Here is a 17,235-nt window from a genome sequence, read left to right on the forward strand (position 1 = left end):
CCGATGCCCGGGAAAGTCTCAAATGTTCTGTCTATTTTGATCGGGGCTGTTGCGGATGATCGCTGTATGTTCTGCTTGTTCTCGCTGCTCAAAGGCGATCGGAAAGCGTGATAGACCGGCCACGGGTATCATGTGGTGAATCGACTCCCCCAAATGAATACCTGGAGCCAGGATGACTTCGATTCCCCCCGAAGACCAGCGGCCCTCTCCGGCGCGGCAGCCCGTGTCGCCGGAGAACCCCGGCGAGACCGTCCCCGAATCCCCTGTGCCGCAGCCCGCCGGCGAGGCCGTCCCCGACATGCCGGTATCGCGGCAGGAGGCCGACACCGCTTCTGAGGCGGCCGCACCGCGGGCCGCCGACATCATCGAAAGCCCTACACCGCGGCCCGCGGACGTGGCCGTCCCCGAGGCGCCGGTACCGCCGCAGGCCGCCGACGCCGCCGTCCCCACACCGCAGCCCGTGGACACGGGCGTCCCCGCCACACCGGCGCCGCAGCAGGTCGCCGCTCCGGCGCCCCAAGCGGCCCCGGTGGCCGAGACGCTCACTCCGCCGCCGAACCCGCCGGCTCCCGCGCAGGCGATGCAGCAGACCGCGCCCGCACAGGTCGGCACGCAGCAGTTCGCGGCCGTCCCTCCCGCGGTCACCGGCCCGATCCTCATGGCGCGCCCGCCGCGCAGGCCCGGCCGGGCCGCGATCATCGTGCTCTCGGTGGCGCTGGTGGCGGTCGGTTTCACGGCCGGGATCCTCGCGGTGCTGTTCGCCCAGCAGTCCGGCGAGCTCGAAGAGCAGGAGGCCCTCGTCGAGGAACTGCAGGCCTCGGAAGAGCAGCTCAGCGAGGAGAACGCCGGGCTCAGCAGCAGCCTCGAGGACCTTCAGGAAGTCTCGACGGAGTTCGACGAATGCGAGGCGGCGTTCCAGGAGTGGGTGGACCACGTCTATGAGGGTGAGCTCAACTACGACGCCGAGAACTTCGAAGAGATCTTCACCGACGAGTACATCGAATACCAGTTGGCGCACGAAGAGCTCTACCGCGAGGCCGAGCTCCAATGCATCCAGTGACGGACCTCTGACGAAACGGCGAGCGGCCCGCCTCGAGGCGGGCCGCTCGCTCAGGTCTCAGGTGTTCCGCAGCTCGTGTTCGTGCTTCACGCGTGCCGCAAACCGCGGCGCTCACGGTTCACATGTTCCGCATCCGGAGCTTCCGCTTCATGCGTTCGGCATCGGGAGCTCGTGCTTCATGCGTTCCGCATGCTGAGCTCGTGCTTCATGCGTTCCGCATGAAGTCCGCCGCGCGTTCCATGTACTCCCACATGACCTTGTCGTACTCCTCGGGGAGGGCGACGACGTCCATGGCGTGGCGCATGCACCGCAGCCAGGCGTCGCGTTCGCGCTCGCCGATCACGTACGGGGCGTGGCGCATCCTCAGGCGCGGGTGGCCGCGCTCCTCGGAGTAGGTGTGCGGGCCGCCCCAGTACTGCTCCAGGAACATCTGGAAGCGGCGGGTGGCGGGCGCGAGGTCTTCCTCCGGGTAGAGCGGGCGCAGGATCTCGTCGTCGGCGACCTGCTCGTAGAAGGCCTCGGTCAACCGCTTGAACGTCTCGGCACCGCCCACCGCCTCATAGAAGGACTGGGTGGGCGCGGGCTGGCCGGTCGGCGTGAGCGACACGACGGCACGCGGGCTGTTGGAGGTCGGCATCCATCCATCGTGCCAAGCTCAGGACCGCAAGGGAACACTATCCGATGCGCGTCACACCGAGTGCGCCGCAGATCACCTTGTCACTGCTGGGGTTCGGTCGGCGTCGCGCTGCTCCTCGGCACGTACACCCGGGCCGCCATCGTGTCGGTGATGCCGGCCTCCTTCAGCGCGTCGGCGATGCGCCGGCGCAGCTCGCGGCCCGCCGCCCACTGCTGGTCGCTCGAGGTCTTCACCCCGAGCCGCAGCTTGGTCTGGTCGATGGTCACCTCGATGACGCCGACGTACTCGGGCTCCTCGATCACGTGGTCGCGCCACTCCTCGTCCTCGGCGAACGCGGCGGCGACCTCGGTCATGAGGCGCCCGGCCTCGTCGACGTCGACCGTCGGCGGCAGCGGCGTGTCGACCACGACGTACGCCCAGCTCTGGCTCGAGTTGCCGACCCGCAGGATCTGCCCGTTGCGCACGTACCACAGTGTCCCGTCCAGGGCCCTGATCGTGGTCACCCGCAGGCCCATGTCCTCGACGGTGCCCGAGGCGTCCCCGACGTCGACGATGTCGCCGACGCCGTACTGGTCCTCCAGGAGGATGAAGATCCCGGCCAGGTAGTCCTGCACGAGGTTCTGCGCGCCGAAGCCGATCGCGATGCCCGCGATGCCGGCGCTGGCCAGGATCGGCGCCAGGTTCACGTTGAAGACGCTCAGGATCAGCATGAACGCCACGCTCATGATGACGATGCCGTTGATGTGCTGGAGCACGCTGGTGAGGGTCGCGGCCCGCTGCTGGGTCCGGTCACCGACGATCTCCTCGCGGCGGCTCTTGGACGAGCCGAGCAGGTTGTTCAGCTCCGCGATCGACTGCGGCCGTTTGGTGGTAGTGACCTGCTTGATGATCCTGGCGATGAAGCGGTTCACGAGCCAGCGCAGCACGAAGGCCGCGATGACGATGACCAGGATCTCGAAGATCTTGTCGATGACCGCGCCGCCGTCGAGGGAGAAGCCCCTGCTCTCGGTCACGCGCCACAGCAGCGAGCACGAGTTGAACCCCGTCTCGCAGGGAGAGTCTCCGGTAGCGGCAAGCAGTTCCACGTTCTTCCTTCTGCGCCTCGGGGGCCGCGCACCCTCCGGGGTCGCGACGGCTTCAGATGCTCATCGACGGGTGTTCGACCAGACGATATTCGCTCGTCACCAAAGATCCCAGGGAACCGGGGTGCAATTTCTTGAGATTTACGTCAAACTTGACGTGACCGTTGGCTTGGAGGTAAGACACCGTGATAGGACCTCGACATAGGAGTGCGCTTGACGGCGATGAGCCTGCCCCAGGTGCTCATGCGACCCTCTTCTCCCACAATGCCGTCACGCTGGGCTCCGCCCTCGTCCTCAACCAGAGCTACGAGCCGCTGTGCGTGGTGCCGGTGAAACGAGCGGCAGTGCTGCTGCTCACGCGCAAGGCCGAGACCGTCACACCAGGTGACGGTTTTCTTCGCAGCGAGACGATGAACATCCCGATCCCGGCCGTCGTCCGGTTGAACCGATACGTCGCCATCCCCAGGCAGGTGGGCAACAGCCCCTCCAGGCGCGGCGTGTTCGTCCGCGACGACTGGCGCTGCGTGTACTGCGGCTCGACGGCCGAGACGATCGACCACGTCGTTCCGCGTTCGAAAGGCGGCACCCACACCTGGGACAACGTCGTCGCGGCCTGCGCCCCCTGCAACCACCGCAAGAGCGACCGGACGCTGGCCGAGCTCGGCTGGCGGCTGCCGCGCGCCCCGCGGCCCCCCTCGGGCTGGCAGCTGCGCGGCTTCCGCGGACAGCGCCGCCCCGACCCCGCCTGGGAAGACTGGCTGCCCCGCCGCCGCCACGAACTCGCACGAAGACACTAGCCACTGATCAAGACATCGGACGGCCCGTCGGCGCGCCTTGCGGCGCCGCCGATGGGCCGTGGTGCGTCCAGACCTCCAGCACGGGCGGATCGGCCCCGCCCGTCCGGTCCGTGCCGGGTGCGACCGGTCGCACCTCTCCGCCACCTGCGGCGTGCGCGAGGCGCAATTGGATTAGTCTGAGGGCCGAGCCCTGTACCTGATTTAGGGGAGCAACATGACGGTCTTCGAGGAGCTGCTGATTCTCTTCGGCGCCCCGATCCTGGTCACGGTCGTGGTGTACGCCGTGGTCTTCCTGCGGCACCCGCGCCCGCAGTCCCGGTACCGCCCCGGCGAGCCGTACGACTTCAAGCCGGTCTGGTTCATCGCCCGCCCGGACGCGGTCGACTCCGGCGTGCGCCCCGGAACCGCGGGAGAGATCGAGTCCGGCGCCGCGGCGTCGGAAGGCAGCGGCGAGCCGATCGCCAGCGGACCCAAGGGAGGCTCCCATGGCCAGTGGTAAGACCATCGCGCAGCGGCAGGTCCGCACCGACCGCAGCCCCGAAGAGGTCCGGCCCGCCGTCCTGGACGGCCCGTTCGACACGAGGCAGCTGCTCCACCTCGACGAGGCCCTGACGACCGCCGAGCGCGAGGGCGGCGGCCTGCACTACAGCGTCTACGTCGGCCCGCTCCACGACCCGGTGCGCGGCGCCGCCGAGGCCATGCACGACCGCCTGAAGGAACCCGACAAGTCGGTCCTCATCGCCGTGTCCCCAGAGCAGCGCCAGCTCGAGATCGTGACGGGCAAGCTCGCCCAGGAGAAGATCCCGGACCGCGCGGCGGCCCTGGTGGTGTTCTCCATGGAGGCCGCGTTCGGCGCCGGGCAGCTGGACGGCGGCATCGTCACCGGCCTGCGGATGCTGGCGGAGACGGCCGCGGCCGCCTGAGGGCCTGAAAGACGACGGCGCCGGTCGAGAAGTCCGCTTCTCGGCCGACGCCCTTGTCGTCTCTGGGCCCGAGCTCAGTGCTCTTCCGGCAGCTGCCGTTCGAGCAGCCGCGAGGCGTCGGACAGCTCCAGCTTGCCGATGAACTCGACCCACGACAGCGAGTCGGCGACGCCCTCCCTGATGGACAGCACGGTCGTGCCCGGGATCCGCAGCGTCAGCGTCGCGGGCGTGCCGAGCTGCTTCTGCGCCAGGACGGCCTCGGTCGGATGGCCGTTCAGGCCCCGCGAGAGCTCGAAGACCGCGGACTCGTTCTCCTTGGCGACCGGCACCCACTCCATGTCCCGCTTCAGCAGCAGCACGGCGCCCAGCTTCTTGCCGTCCTCCTCGCCTGCGTACTGGAGCACGATCTGGTTCGCGTCGCCCTTGGCGCCGGTCAGCCGCCACGCCTCGTCGGTGACGTCGACCAGCTGGCCCTGGAACCGCTCGACGGAGGCGCGAAGCTGCTTGGCATGGCGGCGCGCGGCCAGCGGCTTGGCGATCACCCGGAACACCACGACGAGCAGGCCCAGCACGATCACGCCGATAGCGGCGGCGGCGACCTCGTGCAGGCCGAGCACGATGCTCTCCATGACCGCGACCGGCACCAGGATCCCCGCGCTGAAGCCGAGCAGCGGTTTGAGCCAGAACGGGCCGCCACCGCCGGTCGGCACGCGCAGCGGCGCCAAGAGCCCCACCGTGGCCGCCGCGACCAGCGAGATCCCGACCAGCGTCGGAGAGGGCGCCTCGGCGGTCTCCAGCCATGAGGCCGCCCACCACGCCAGGAAGACCGAGCCGATCGCGATCGTCGGTATGAGCAGGACGACGGCGAACAGCAGTTGCTGCGGCTGCGGCCGGGTGCGCGTGGCCATGACGGGACCGAGCAGCAGCAGAGGCAGGACGACTCCGAACAGCGCGACCAAAGTGGCGCTGAGGACGACGACCGGCAGAAGCGCGGACAAGGCTGCTCTCCTTCGGAGACGGGGTGCTGGGGCGAGTTGGGCAGAGCTTATCAATGAGCCGGACAGGGGCCGGGGCTCCGGGACGGTCGTCCCGAAGCCCCGACTTCGAACGGCGGACGCCTTCCAGCGGATCAAGCGGTCCTGTCGAGCTCCCGGCCGGCGAGCGCGCGCGCCGTGTCGGCGCGGGCCTCGGCCACGCCGCGCTTGACCGGCGCGGGCCGCTCCTCGGCGAGCCAGGCGTCGAGCGCCTCGATCGTGGCGGGCTCGATCAGCGAGGAGGGGAAGGCCAGCTTGGAGAACTCCACGGCCTGCTGGGCGCCCAGCTTCTCCCACAGCTCCGGCACCGCCTCCAGGTACCGCTCGAGGTAGGGCCGTACCAGGTCGGCCTGGTCGAGCGGGGAGAAGCCCAGCATCGAGGAGCGGCGGATGTAGTTCTCGGTGGACGGGTCGACGATCCGCTCCCAGGCGCGCTCCTTGGCGTCCGCGCTCGGCACCACTGATCGGGCGATGAACGACAGGCGACGGCCGTCGGCGGTGTCGTCGCGGTCGAGCTCGGCGTCGATCGCCGCCTCGTCGGCCGCGCCGGCCGCGACCAGGCCGGTCAGCAGCGCCCAGCGCAGGTCCGCGTCGACGGCCAGGCCGCCTGGAACGTCCTCGCCGCCGAGCCAGCCGCCGATGCGGGCCAGGTCGGCCGCGGAGCGCGACGCCGAGGCGTAGGCCTTGGCCCAGGCGCGCTGCATGTCGCTGCCGGCCTCGGCGGCCTCCATCGCGGACCTCGCGGCCTGCGCCCACTGCTCGCGCAGCTCGGCCCGGGCGGCGGGGTCGGCGTAGGACAGGGCGCCGGCGACCTGCCGCTGGGCGACGGTGACGATGTTGATGTCGGTCTCATCGGTCAGGCTGGCCGCGCCGAGCGCCACGAAGCGGCGGGCGGGCAGCTCGGCGTCGCGGAGCATGTCCCAGGCGGCCGACCAGATCAGCGCGCGCGGCAGCGAGTCGTCCAGCCCCGAGGTGTGCTCGATCGCGGTGGCGAGGGAGCGCTCGTCGAGGCGGAGCTTGGCGTAGGTGAGGTCGTCGTCGTTGAGCAGCAGCAGGTCCGGCTGCTTCACTCCGGCGAGCGCGGCGACCTCGGTGGAGGAGCCGGTCACGTCGGCCTCGATGCGCTCGCGCCGCACGAGCCGCTCGCCTTCGAGGTCGTAGAGCCCGAGGGCGATCCGGTGCGTGCGGGTCGTCGGGTGCTCGGCCGGGACCTCCTGGAGCACCGTGACCTTCGTGTAGTTCCCCTCGGCGTCGACCTCTGCCTCGGGGCGCAGCGTCGAGACGCCGGCGGTGCGCAGCCACGTGTCCGCGAAGTCCTTGAGCGGCTTGCCGGAGGCGGTCTCCAGCTCGGTGAGCAGGTCGGAGAAGACCGCGTTGCCGAACTGGTGCTTCTGGAAGTAGGAGCGCAGGCCCTCCAGGAACGGCTCGATGCCGACGTAGGCCACCAACTGCTTGAGGATCGAGGCGCCCTTGGCGTAGGTGATGCCGTCGAAGTTGGCCTGCACCGACTCGGTGTCGGGCATCTCGGTGTAGACCGGGTGCGTGGTCGGCTGCTGGTCCTGGCCGTAGCCCCAGTTCTTGCGGGCCGACAGGAACGTCGTCCACGCCCCGTCGAAGCGGGTGGCCTCCACGTTCGCCCAGTGGCTGGCCCACTCCGCGAAGGACTCGTTGAGCCACAGGTCGTCCCACCAGCGCATGGTCACCAGGTCGCCGAACCACATGTGCGCCATCTCGTGGAGGATCACGTTGGCGCGCTGCTCCAGCTCGTAGTCGGTGACCTGGCTGCGGAACAGGAACGAGGCCTCGGCGATCGTGATGCAGCCGAAGTTCTCCATCGCGCCGAAGTTGTACTCGGGGGCGAAGACCTGGTCGTACTTCGGCAGCGGGTACCGCACCCCGAAGTTGGCGTGGAAGTGGTCGAAGCCTTGGCGCGTGACCTCGAAGACGCCCTCCGGGTCCAGGTAGTCCTTCATGGACTGACGGCAGTAGATTCCCAGGTCGATGCCGTCGTGCGTCTCGTGGACCCCGACATAGGGCCCGGCGCAGATCGCCGTGACGTACGGGCTCATCCGCGGCGAGGTCTCGAACAGCGACACCTTCATCGACAGCTCATCGACCACGGTCTCGCTGACCGCCGGCATGTTCGAGATCACCTTCCAGTGCGCGGGGGTGCGGACCTGGAAGGTGAAGCTCGCCTTGAGGTCGGGCTGGTCGAAGCAGGCGTAGACGCGCTGGGCGTCGGCCACCTCGAACTGCGAGTACAGGTAGGTCTCCTTGTCGACCGGGTCGGTCATGCGGTGCAGGCCCTGGCCGTCGGTGGAGTAGGCGCAGATGGCGTTGACGACGAGCGTGTTCTCGGCGGCGAGATTCTCGATCCTGAGCCCCGCCTTGGGGTCGAAGAGCGAGATGTCGACCGGCTCGCCGTTGAGGTACGCGTCCTCGATGCGTTCGGCGGCGATCTCGATGAACGTCGCCTCGCCCGGTTCGGCGCAGGAGAACGTCACCGCGGTGCGGGACGAGAAGGTGTCGCCCCGCTCATGCCCGGTGAGGTCGAGCTCCACGGTGTAGGAGTCGACGGTGAGCAGCTCGGCACGGCGCCGGGCCTCGTCACGCGTGAGAATGTGGGTTGCCGCCACAGTGCCTCCAGTCGCTTAGGGTCAGATCTGAAAGAAGTGTGTCATATCCCGGGAGTTCACTCGGCGGCTGCGGCCTGGGCATCCTGCTCCATTACGCTGTCGGCGTGAGTGCAGCACACCCGATACCGCAAGCCTGGCTCTCCACCGGTGAGACCGCGGCGAAGAACTACGACGAGTTCCCCGACGAGACCGAGATCACTCGGATCGTCGAGGCGAATCCGGCGAGCGTCCTGGGCGTCGAGATGCCCGCCCACACGCCCGAGGCGGTGGCGGCCGGGCTGAGCTTCGAGCAGGCCCTCCCCGCCGCGGCCGAGCGCCTCGCCGCCCTGAAGGAGGCCGGGCGCTTCGCCTCCTTCGGCGACGTCGCCGTCGCCTACCGCATCTCCGGCGGCGCCGAGCCGGTGGCCTACGGGGTGTTCTGCATGGTCGACACCGCGGAGATCTCCTCCGCGGCCGACGAACCGGGCAAGGTCATCCGCAACGAGGACGTCTTCATCGAGAAGGTCAAGCAGCGCAACGAGCTCAACCAGCAGCTGCGGCACCTCCTCAGCCCCGTCCTGCTGCTCCAGTCCAGCCGCGGCGACGAGCTCCACGCCGCCGTCGCCGAGGCCGTCGCGGGCGCGGGCGAACCGGTCGCCTCCGACGTCGACGAGGCCGGCCGGACCCACGAGATCTGGGCGATCGGCGGCGACGAAGGCCTCGCGCTGGCCGCCCTGGCCGGCGACGGCGACCTCATCGTCGCCGACGGCAACCACCGCTCGCTGGCCGCGCAGGTCGGCGAGCTCGACCGCTTCCTCGCGGTCGTCACCACTCCGCAGTCGGTCGCCATCCGCCCCTACCACCGCCTCGTGGCGGGCCTGCCCGGCTCGGCCTCGCAGCTGGTCGAGCAGATCGCCCAGATCGGCGCGGAGGTCACCCAGGTCGGCGGCCCGCCCGAGACCCCCGCCGTGGGCGGCACCGTCGTCGCCTACGGCCAGGGCCGCACCTGGGAGATCACCTTCGCGGACACCGAGGGCAGCGTCGTGGACCGGCTCGACCACACCCGCGTCGAGCAGGAGGTCTTGGGCGGTCTGCTCGGCTGGGACGCCGGCGACAAGCGCATCACCTACGTCGGCGGCGACTACCCGGCCTCGTGGCTGGTCGAGCAGGTCGACGCGGGCAAGGCCGACTTGGCGATCCTCATCGCCCCGGTCACCGTCGAGGACTTCATCGACGTGAACCTCCAGCGGCTCAAGATGCCCCGCAAGTCGACCTGGTTCGTGCCCAAGGCCCGCGCCGGGCTCGCCATCGCCGAGCTCCCGAAACGATAGGGTAGGTATCCGTGCGCATCTATCTCGGTTCCGACCACGCCGGTCTCGAACTCAAAGACCACCTGGTGAAGCATCTGAACGGCCGCGGCTTCGACGTCGTCGACGTGGGCCCGTTCGAGTACGACGCCGAGGACGACTACCCGCCGTACTGCCTGAACGCCGCCGCCAAGGTCGTGGCCGACCCCGGCAGCCTCGGCGTGGTCGTCGGCGGCTCGGGCAACGGCGAGCAGATCGCGGCCAACAAGGTCGAGGGCTGCCGCGCCGCGCTGGCCTGGAGCGTCGAGACGGCCGAGCTCGGCCGCCAGCACAACGACGCGAACGTGGTCGCCATCGGCGGCCGGATGCACAGCCTGGAGGAGGCGACGTCGTTCGTCGACGCGTTCGTCGGCGAGTCGTTCTCGGGCGCCGAGCGCCACCAGCGCCGCATCGACCAGCTCGCCGAGTACGAGCGGACCCGCGAGCTCCCCGAGCTGCCGTAGACGCCGATCGCCAAGGCCCGGACGGACGTCCGGGCCTTCGGCGTTCCGTTGGCATGAACGATGAGAAGGCGAATGATGCCCGAATTCGTTCGGTTGTATATGGAGTTGTTGGACATGTGTTGGTAGCGTCAATGCATGTCCAAGGGTTTTCGCGTACTGCTTCAGACCTTCCAGGTGCTCTGCCTGCTGGCAGCCCTGCTGTTCATGACCTTCACCTTCTTGATGACCTACCTCGACTTCGGCGGCACCGACTACGAGGAGGCGTTCGCGGGAACCTGGGCCATGGGCTTCGGCATCCTCAGCATCGCCTTCTCACCCGCGCTGTGGTCGCTCAACCGGGGCGGCGGGAGCGCCGGCGGCGCCGCGCCGGTGGCGGCGGGCAGCTACGACCGCGTCAGCGAGCCGCCCCCGGCCGCGCCGCAGCAGCCGCGCCCCGGCGGCGGGAGCGGTTTCGAGCCGATCAGCTCCGACCGCGCCCCCGCGCCGCCCGCCAGCTCCTACGGCCAGCCGTCGGGTCCGAACTTCGGCGCCCAGCCCTCGGGCGGCATGCCGCCGAGCTCCTCACCTCAGGGCGAGACCCCTTGGGGCGGCAACCGCTAGCGAAGCGGCGGCGGGCCGCGCCGCCAGGGCACGGGTACGCCGCGAGACGGTTCCGGAACGGTAACCGATCGAGCCGCCGAATCGCGGTCTCCGGCCGCCCGGCAGTGCGCCTCGCCCTCGTCCGCAAGGCGAAACGCCCGCCGTTGCCCACTGAGATCATGGAAACAGCCGTCCCGCCGCGGCCCGCGTGATATGGGCTCGGGGCGTTACGCTAGGGCGAAACAATCCATTCGTGAAGGAACCGCGCCCAATGACGAACGCCACCGTCGACCTCGTCTGCGGCCCGGCCGATCCGCTTCCCGGATCAGAGCAGAGCTACCGGCTCACCGGCATGCTCGGCTCGGGCGGCCAGGCCGACGTCTACCAGGCTGTCCGCATGTCCGCGGGAATCTCCTCCACGCCCCTGACCGTCAAGGTCTTCCGTCTCAACCCCGGTGACTCCCGTGAGCGGCAGTACCGCTCCTGGGACAAGGGCGACGCGGTCCTCATGGACCTCCACAGCCGCGACGTCGGATCGATCTGCCGCCGCATCGACGCCTTCTACGGGCGCATGCCGCACCACCCGAGCCAGCCGGCCACCGGCGAGCCCGTCCCGTTCCAGGTCCTCGAATACCTGCCCGGCCACGACCTGCGCCAGCTGCTGGCCCAGCGCCTCGGCCGCGTCGACGCCGCCCGCACCCTCCAGTCGGTGGTCAACGTCATGCTCGCCATGCACCACCCGCCGCACGGCGCCCACCCGGTGCTGCACATGGACCTCAAGCCCGCGAACGTCATCATCGGCCCGGACGGCTCGGCCAAGGTCATCGACTTCACCGGCGCCCGCTACCACACGCCGGCGCACCTCACCACCATCGCCTACACCCGCGAGACCGCGGGCCCCGAGGCCCACGAGGGCAAGGTCGGCCCCGCCTACGACGTCCACGGCTTCGGCTCGATCGCGTTCTACCTCGTCACCGGTGCCAGCGCCCGCACCGACTCGCCCGGCCAGACGCAGTCCGTGCCGTGGGCGCGGCTGCGCCGCCACCCCGTCCTCGAATCCAACACGCGGCTGCGCGAGCTGCTCACCGCGCCGCTGGACGACAACCCCGACAACCGGCCCCGCACCGACGAGCTCTCGCGCTGGATCACCGAGCTGACCACCGTCGTCGCCCGGTCCAACGTGCCGGACCTCGGCGTCGACTGGGGCGCCCCCGGCGGGCAGGGCGTGAACAACACCGCGGCCACCCGTGTCCTCGGAGGACGGATCAGCCCGCCCGCCCCGGCCCCCGTCTCGTCGCCGCCCGCCGAGGCCGGCGGCACCAGGGTCATGGAGTCGGGCATGGGCCTCACCGAGGCGGCCGGCCCGGCCGGCAAGCAGGCGATCGCCGGCCGCGTGCGCGTCCCCGACCAGGGCAGCGGCGACTACGTGCGCGGCAAGTCCAACCACCACCACGAGCCGCTCCCGCGTCTGCGGCTGGCGGGCGACCCGCCCGAAGACGTCGACGACCGCCACCGCCGCAGCCTCGACGGCGACGAGCCGCAGCACCCGCTGCTCGGCCCGCCCGGCAGCCTGTCCAAAGGCCTCGAACTCAGCATCATCGGCGGGCTGTTCTCGCTGATCATGTGGCTGATGTGGTCCGTCCAGCAGGGGCTGGACAGCATCCGCACCCAGGTCGTCAGCTACCTGCTGGTCCTGGCCGTCGCGGTGGGCCTGTTCTTCCTCGTCCGCGTCCTCGGCGGCATGTTCTGGGGCCGGATGCTCCGCGCCAAGCGGCGCACCGCCAGGCTCACGCACCTGGTGACCGGCGTGTTCCTGTTCATCGTGGGCCTGAACTACCTCGACCAGCTGACGTGGGACTGGCTCGACTTCGACTTCGAGTTCGATCTCTTCGACTGGATCGGGGACTGGTTCCAGGACCTCTTCTGACGGTTCGTGGACCGGCGGACGCTTCCGGTGAGGCGCGCCCCGCTCGGCGCGCCCGCCGAGCGCCGCCGCCCCGGTGCGGCATGGCAGGGTGGTGCACATGAGCACCGACACCGCGCTTGCCCACGACATCTACCGCCGCTCGCACCTGACCGGTGAGTTCACGCTCCGGTCCGGGGTGGTCGCGCACGAGTACTTCGACAAGTACCTGTTCGAGTCCGACCCGGTCATGCTGCGGCGCGTCGCCGAGTCGCTGGCGCCGCTCGTCCCGGCCCACGGGGTCGACGCGCTCGCGGGCCTGGAGACCGGCGGGATCCCCTTGGCGGTCATGCTCTCGCAGGTGACGGGCATCCCGGCGCTGTTCGTGCGCAAGGAGGCCAAGACCTACGGCACATGCCGGCTCGCCGAGGGCGGCGAGGTCGAGGGCCGGCGGCTGTTCATCGTGGAGGACGTCGTGACCTCCGGCGGCGCGGTCCTGGACGCGGTCGCCGAACTGCGGCGCCGCGGGGCCACGGTCGAGCAGGCCGTGTGCGTCATCGACCGCGAATCGGGCGGCCCGAAGAATCTGGCCGACAACGGCGTCGAACTCCAGGCCCTGTTCACGATGTCCGAGCTCAAGGCCGCCGGGGAGCGGTAGCCCGGGCCGTCAGCGGGCCCACAGCCAGATCTCCGAGCCCTTCGGGATCTCCTCGCCCGGGTCCTCCGACTGGTCGAAGACCGTCCCGGTGAACCAGATCTGACCGGTCTTGACCGTGAACCCGAGGTCTTCGAGCAGCTCCCTGGCGTCGTCGACGTTCATCCCGACCACGTCGGGGACCTCGATCGGCTCGGGGCCCCCGCTGATCACCAGGTCCACCTCGTCGTCGGGCGCCACGGCGCCGCCCGCGGCCGGGGTGTGCTCGATGACCGCGCCCTCGGGGATGGTGTCGCTGTAGCGCTCGCTCACGTCGCCGACGTCGAGGCCCTCGGTCTCGAGCCGCTCCTCGGCCGCGTCCTCGTCCAGCCCGACCAGATCCGGCACCGTCAGCGGCGGCGGCCCCTCGGAGACCAGCACCGTGATCGCCGCCCCGGCCTTGACCTTCTCGCCGGCGGGCGGCGAGGTGGAGACGACCTCGCCCTTGTCGTGCTCGGTGCTGTAGTCGCGCTCCACATTCACCTCGGCCCCGAACGCGTCGAGCTGCGCCAGCGCCTCATCCTCGTCCATCCCGGCCAGCTCGGGGACCTCGTACCGCTCCGGCCCCAGCGACAGCGTCACCGTGATGGTGCCGCCCGAGCGGATGCGCTCGCCCACACCGGGATCCTGCGAGAGCACCTGGTCCTTCGGGACGCTCTCGCTGTAGGCGCCGTCGGTGAACTCGACTTCGAAGCCCCGCTCCTCGGCGTAGGCCGTTACAGACGAGGCGTCCTGGTCCAGCAGCGACGGCGCCGAAGTGTAGCGGCCGACGCCGATCCACCACCCGGCCAGCGCCACCGCGGCGAGGGTGGCGACGATGACGATGAGCGTGACCAGGGCTTTCCACGACCGCCCGGTCCGCCCCTGCGGCACGACCATCGTGGTCTGCACCGCCCGCGTCGGGCGCGGCGGCTGACCGGCGGCGGTCGCCACCGGCCGGGCGTCGACGGCCTGGAGCCGCCGCGCGAACGCCCCGGCGTCCACCGGGCGCGCGTCCGGCTCGCGGCTCGCGGCGAGCATCACCAGCTGCGCCAGGCCCTCGGGGACGTCCTGGGCGATGCGCCGCGGCGAGGGGACATCCTCGCCGAGGTGCCGCTGGGCGACCTGGGCCGGGTCGGGCCCGTCGAAGGGGACCTCCCCGGTGAGCAGCTCGTAGAGCAGGATCGCGGTCGAGTAGACGTCGCTGGCCGGGCTCGCCGGACGCCCGGCGACCAGCTCTGGCGCGACGTACGCGGCGGTGGCGAGCAGCGGGCCGCCCCGCCGGTCCTCGCCGTGGACGGCCTCGGCGAGGCCGAAGTCGACGACCTTGACCCGGTCACCGCGGCCGCCGTTCTTGAGCAGGATGTTCTCGGGCTTGATGTCGCGGTGGACGAGCCCGGCGTCGTGGGCGGCCTGGAGGCCGTCGAGGATCTGGCCGCACAGCTCCACGGCCTCCTCGATGCGCAGGCGCCGCCTCCGGTTGAGCAGGTCCCGCAGCGTGGTGCCGGGGACGTACTCCATGACGACGTAGGGGAGACCGCCGTGGACGCCCTGGTCGAAGACGGCGACGATGTTCGGGTGCGACAGGCGCGCGATGATGCGCGCCTCGTCGGTGAACGCCTCGAGGTCGAATCCGGCGACGTCGGAGGCCGTGATCATCTTCACGGCGACGGTGCGGTCCAGCCGGTCGTCGTGCGCCTCGTACACCGACGCCATGCCGCCGTTCGCGATCAGTCGCTGGAGCCGGTACCGCCCGTCGACGAGCGCACCGGTGAGGTCTCCAGTAGTCGTCGTCAACCCGCGTCCTTTCCCATGAGTCCGGCAGTGATCACCAGTGTATGAGGTGGGGACGACTCCTACAGGACCTCGGCACCGGGAAAGACCGGTTTGTCGGGGGCCACAATGCCCAGTCGCTTCGTGGCGCGCGTCAACGCGACATAGAGATTCCTCAGGCTCGCCTCCGCGATGGCGTCGGGATCGACGACGATGACGCTGTCGAACTCGAGGCCCTTGGCCTGCCTGACGGTCAGGACCGACGCGGTGTCGATCCAGGCGAGCTCGGCGGCCATCGCGGGAGTGGTGACGATGGCCACGCTGCCCTCGCCGGCCCTCGCCTCGTGGGCGGCCAGCTCGGCGACCCGCTCGGGCAGGCGCTCCTGGACGATCTCCAGCCACGGCTCGCTGCCCGAGGCCCGGACCGGTCTGGGCCGGGGGGCCTCGGCGTCGATGGCGTCGAGCACCCGCGAGGCGACGGCCATGACCTCGGCCGGGGTGCGGTAGGAGACGGTGAGCTGCTCGGCCCGCCAGCTCAGCTCCGAGGCGTCGAAGACCTCGGCCCAGCTGTGCGGCGCGGCCGCGTTCCCCGACTGGGCGAGGTCCCCGGCGACGGTGAAGGACCTGGCGACGCAGCGGCGCAGCAGCGCGCGCCACACCATCGGCGACAGCTCCTGCGCCTCGTCGACGATGACGTGCCCGAAGATCCAGCGGCGGTCGGCGGCGGCCCGCTCGGCCACCGAGACGAACCGCCGGTCGACCTGCCGCTCGCCGAGCCAGGCCGCGTCGATCACGTCGGTGGCCTGGAGGATCTCCGACTCCTCGTCCTCGAAGTCGAAGGAGGCCGAGCCCGAGGCGATCGACAGGACGTCCTCGGCGTAGGCGAGCTGCTCCTCGTCGAGCGAGGCGCCGCGGTCGCGCTCGGCCTCGCCGAGGTGCTCGGCGGCCTCGTCGAGCAGTGCGATGTCGGCCTCGCTCCAGCCGCCGGGCTCGCGCCTGAGCAGGCGGCGCTCCTCCTTGCCGAGGACGGCGGCGGCCGAGGCCAGCAGCGCGGGGGAGGCGAAGAGGTCCTCGAGGAGCTCGGTGGGCGTCAGCTCGGGCCACAGCCGCTCGATCTCGCCGCGGATGACCGGGTCGGTGGCGATCTCGGCGGCGAAGGTGGCGCGGTCCTCGAGGCCGAGCAGGTTCTCCCCGCCGAGCGGGTCCTCGCCGATGATGTCGGCGTACTGCATGGCCAGGTCGGCGATGACGCGCTTGTGGAAGGTCTCGCGGGCCTCGTTGTGCGCCAGGCCCGTCTCGCGGGCGGCGTCGCGCGCGGAGGTGATCTTCTCGGGCCGCAGCCACAGCGTGTGGCCCTCGTAGTGGACCGGCTGCGGGTCCCTGGGCACGATCTGGCGGTCGGCGACGGCGCTGGCGATGACCCCGGCCATGACGGCGCGGCCCTTGACGGCGGCGACGGCCTCGGACTCGGGCCGCTCGGGGACGATGCCGGGGAACAGCTGGGCGGGGGTGCGCAGCAGCACGTCGGTCTCGGCCAGGCCCGGCAGGACCTCGGAGATGTAGCGCAGGAACTGGGCGCCGGGGCCGATGATGAGCACGCCGCGGCGCTGGAGCTGCTCGCGGTGCTCGTAGAGCAGGTAGGCGGCGCGGTGGAGGGCGACGGCGGTCTTGCCGGTGCCGGGGGCGCCGTCGACGATCATGATCCCTTCGAGGGGCGCGCGGATGATGCGGTCCTGCTCGGCCTGGATGGTGGCGACGATGTCCCGCATGCGCCCGGTGCGGGCGGCGTCGAGGGCGGCCATGAGCGCGCCCTCGGAGCCGATCGTGGAACCGGAGCCGTCGGCGCTGTCGAGGTCGAGGACCTCGTCGTTGAGCGAGGCGATGCGCCGGCCCTTGGTGTGGAGGTGGCGGCGGCGCCTCACGCCGGCGGGGGAGGCGGCGGTGGCCAGGTAGAAGCGCCTGCCCGCCTCCGAGCGCCAGTCGACCAGCAGCTGCTCGCCGCCCTCGTCGTGGAGCCCGATGCGCCCGAGGTACATGGGGCGGTCCGAGGCGAGGTAGTCGAGGCGGCCGAAGCACAGCCCCTCCTCGACGGCGTCGAGCTGGGCGATGCGGCGGCGGTGGAAGTGGGACTCGGCGTCGCGCTGCGAGAGCTCCTGCTCGTTCTCCACATGCTTGCGGCGCGACTCGTCGAGCCGGGCCTCGGCCGCGTCCCGGATCTCGTCGAGCCGGGCGTAGAGGCGGTCGAGGCGCGTTTGCTCGGTCTCGATCGCGGGAATCATGGGAGCGGACACAGATCTCCTCGGGTGCGGAACGGGATGAATGCCTGCGAATGCGACGCGCAGAGTGTTC

15 protein-coding genes are annotated in these 17,235 nt (G+C 70.7%); 9 read left to right on the forward strand and 6 right to left on the reverse strand.

All coding sequences use genetic code 11. The features are described from left to right. Window positions 1–172: 172 nt before the first annotated feature. Window positions 173–1,060, forward strand: coding sequence for a vacuolar protein sorting family 37 protein (locus tag YWW_RS0105120; RefSeq protein ID WP_035699522.1), 888 nt, complete (start codon window positions 173–175; stop codon window positions 1,058–1,060). A 205-nt stretch (window positions 1,061–1,265) separates the two neighbouring features. Here YWW_RS0105120 and YWW_RS0105125 read toward each other — a convergent pair whose 3' ends face one another. Continuing rightward, window positions 1,266–1,697 (reverse strand): globin, encoded by a 432-nt coding sequence (locus YWW_RS0105125; RefSeq protein WP_051325404.1) that lies wholly within the window; start codon window positions 1,695–1,697, stop codon window positions 1,266–1,268. Window positions 1,698–1,777: 80 nt separating this feature from the next. Then, window positions 1,778–2,710: a mechanosensitive ion channel family protein gene (locus tag YWW_RS0105130; RefSeq protein WP_155829935.1), complete on the reverse strand. Its 933-nt coding sequence runs from the start codon at window positions 2,708–2,710 to the stop codon at window positions 1,778–1,780. A 344-nt stretch (window positions 2,711–3,054) separates the two neighbouring features. Between YWW_RS0105130 and YWW_RS28435 the strand changes: the two genes are divergently transcribed. The 3 genes from YWW_RS28435 (at window position 3,055) to YWW_RS0105145 (ending at window position 4,499) form a co-directional block, all read left to right on the forward strand. After that, the gene (locus YWW_RS28435) at window positions 3,055–3,576 is read left to right on the forward strand and encodes an HNH endonuclease (protein WP_035704128.1); all 522 of its coding nucleotides are present in this window, start codon (window positions 3,055–3,057) and stop codon (window positions 3,574–3,576) included. A gap of 214 nt (window positions 3,577–3,790) precedes the next feature. Next, window positions 3,791–4,075 carry an aa3-type cytochrome oxidase subunit CtaJ gene (ctaJ, locus tag YWW_RS28440; RefSeq protein WP_035699520.1) on the forward strand — a complete coding sequence of 95 codons (285 nt, stop codon included), beginning with the start codon at window positions 3,791–3,793 and terminating at the stop codon, window positions 4,073–4,075. Beyond that, a complete protein-coding gene (locus tag YWW_RS0105145; protein ID WP_026929269.1) occupies window positions 4,062–4,499 on the forward strand; it encodes a DUF5130 family protein in 438 nt (145 codons plus the stop codon). Before ctaJ ends, YWW_RS0105145 begins: the two co-directional genes overlap by 14 nt. Window positions 4,500–4,573: 74 nt before the next feature. Here the strand turns inward: YWW_RS0105145 and YWW_RS0105150 are convergent, their stop codons facing one another. Beyond that, entirely contained in the window at window positions 4,574–5,497 is a 924-nt protein-coding gene (locus tag YWW_RS0105150; protein WP_026929270.1) for a hypothetical protein, read from the reverse strand. A 131-nt stretch (window positions 5,498–5,628) separates the two neighbouring features. Then, window positions 5,629–8,169: an aminopeptidase N gene (gene pepN / locus YWW_RS0105155; RefSeq protein ID WP_026929271.1), complete on the reverse strand. Its 2,541-nt coding sequence runs from the start codon at window positions 8,167–8,169 to the stop codon at window positions 5,629–5,631. A gap of 104 nt (window positions 8,170–8,273) precedes the next feature. On the opposite strand from pepN, the gene YWW_RS0105160 reads away from it, so the two are divergent. The 5 genes from YWW_RS0105160 to pyrE all read left to right on the forward strand — a co-directional run bounded on the left by YWW_RS0105160 (window position 8,274) and on the right by pyrE (window position 13,098). Continuing rightward, window positions 8,274–9,479, forward strand: a complete 1,206-nt coding sequence (locus YWW_RS0105160) for a DUF1015 family protein (RefSeq protein ID WP_026929272.1) — start codon at window positions 8,274–8,276, stop codon at window positions 9,477–9,479. Between the two features lie 11 nt (window positions 9,480–9,490). Further along, window positions 9,491–9,958 carry a ribose-5-phosphate isomerase gene (locus YWW_RS0105165; RefSeq protein ID WP_026929273.1) on the forward strand — a complete coding sequence of 156 codons (468 nt, stop codon included), beginning with the start codon at window positions 9,491–9,493 and terminating at the stop codon, window positions 9,956–9,958. A 135-nt stretch (window positions 9,959–10,093) separates the two neighbouring features. Further along, window positions 10,094–10,558 carry a hypothetical protein gene (locus YWW_RS0105170; protein ID WP_026929274.1) on the forward strand — a complete coding sequence of 155 codons (465 nt, stop codon included), beginning with the start codon at window positions 10,094–10,096 and terminating at the stop codon, window positions 10,556–10,558. A gap of 250 nt (window positions 10,559–10,808) precedes the next feature. Further along, complete coding sequence (locus tag YWW_RS0105175; protein ID WP_026929275.1) at window positions 10,809–12,464, forward strand: protein kinase domain-containing protein; 1,656 nt, start codon at window positions 10,809–10,811, stop codon at window positions 12,462–12,464. Between the two features lie 97 nt (window positions 12,465–12,561). Beyond that, window positions 12,562–13,098, forward strand: coding sequence for an orotate phosphoribosyltransferase (gene pyrE, locus YWW_RS0105180; protein WP_026929276.1), 537 nt, complete (start codon window positions 12,562–12,564; stop codon window positions 13,096–13,098). Between the two features lie 9 nt (window positions 13,099–13,107). On the opposite strand, the gene YWW_RS0105185 is transcribed toward pyrE, so the two are convergent. Both YWW_RS0105185 and YWW_RS0105190 read right to left on the reverse strand, forming a co-directional pair. Beyond that, window positions 13,108–14,910, reverse strand: a complete 1,803-nt coding sequence (locus YWW_RS0105185) for a Stk1 family PASTA domain-containing Ser/Thr kinase (RefSeq protein ID WP_026929277.1) — start codon at window positions 14,908–14,910, stop codon at window positions 13,108–13,110. A 59-nt stretch (window positions 14,911–14,969) separates the two neighbouring features. Further along, window positions 14,970–17,165: an ATP-binding domain-containing protein gene (locus YWW_RS0105190; RefSeq protein ID WP_035704080.1), complete on the reverse strand. Its 2,196-nt coding sequence runs from the start codon at window positions 17,163–17,165 to the stop codon at window positions 14,970–14,972. Window positions 17,166–17,235 lie beyond the last annotated feature (70 nt).

The organism is Glycomyces tenuis DSM 44171 (genome assembly GCF_000427885.1).
GTDB lineage: Bacteria > Actinomycetota > Actinomycetes > Mycobacteriales > Micromonosporaceae > Glycomyces > Glycomyces tenuis.

Coding starts and splice junctions, on each gene's coding strand:
- ctaJ (WP_035699520.1), top strand. CDS start 3,791: ATGACGGTCTTCGAGGAGCTGCTGATTCTCTTCGGCGCCCCGATCCTG.
- YWW_RS0105175 (WP_026929275.1), top strand. CDS start 10,809: ATGACGAACGCCACCGTCGACCTCGTCTGCGGCCCGGCCGATCCGCTT.
- YWW_RS0105170 (WP_026929274.1), top strand. CDS start 10,094: ATGTCCAAGGGTTTTCGCGTACTGCTTCAGACCTTCCAGGTGCTCTGC.
- YWW_RS0105190 (WP_035704080.1), bottom strand. CDS start 17,165: ATGATTCCCGCGATCGAGACCGAGCAAACGCGCCTCGACCGCCTCTAC.
- YWW_RS0105145 (WP_026929269.1), top strand. CDS start 4,062: ATGGCCAGTGGTAAGACCATCGCGCAGCGGCAGGTCCGCACCGACCGC.
- YWW_RS0105120 (WP_035699522.1), top strand. CDS start 173: ATGACTTCGATTCCCCCCGAAGACCAGCGGCCCTCTCCGGCGCGGCAG.
- YWW_RS0105125 (WP_051325404.1), bottom strand. CDS start 1,697: ATGCCGACCTCCAACAGCCCGCGTGCCGTCGTGTCGCTCACGCCGACC.
- pyrE (WP_026929276.1), top strand. CDS start 12,562: ATGAGCACCGACACCGCGCTTGCCCACGACATCTACCGCCGCTCGCAC.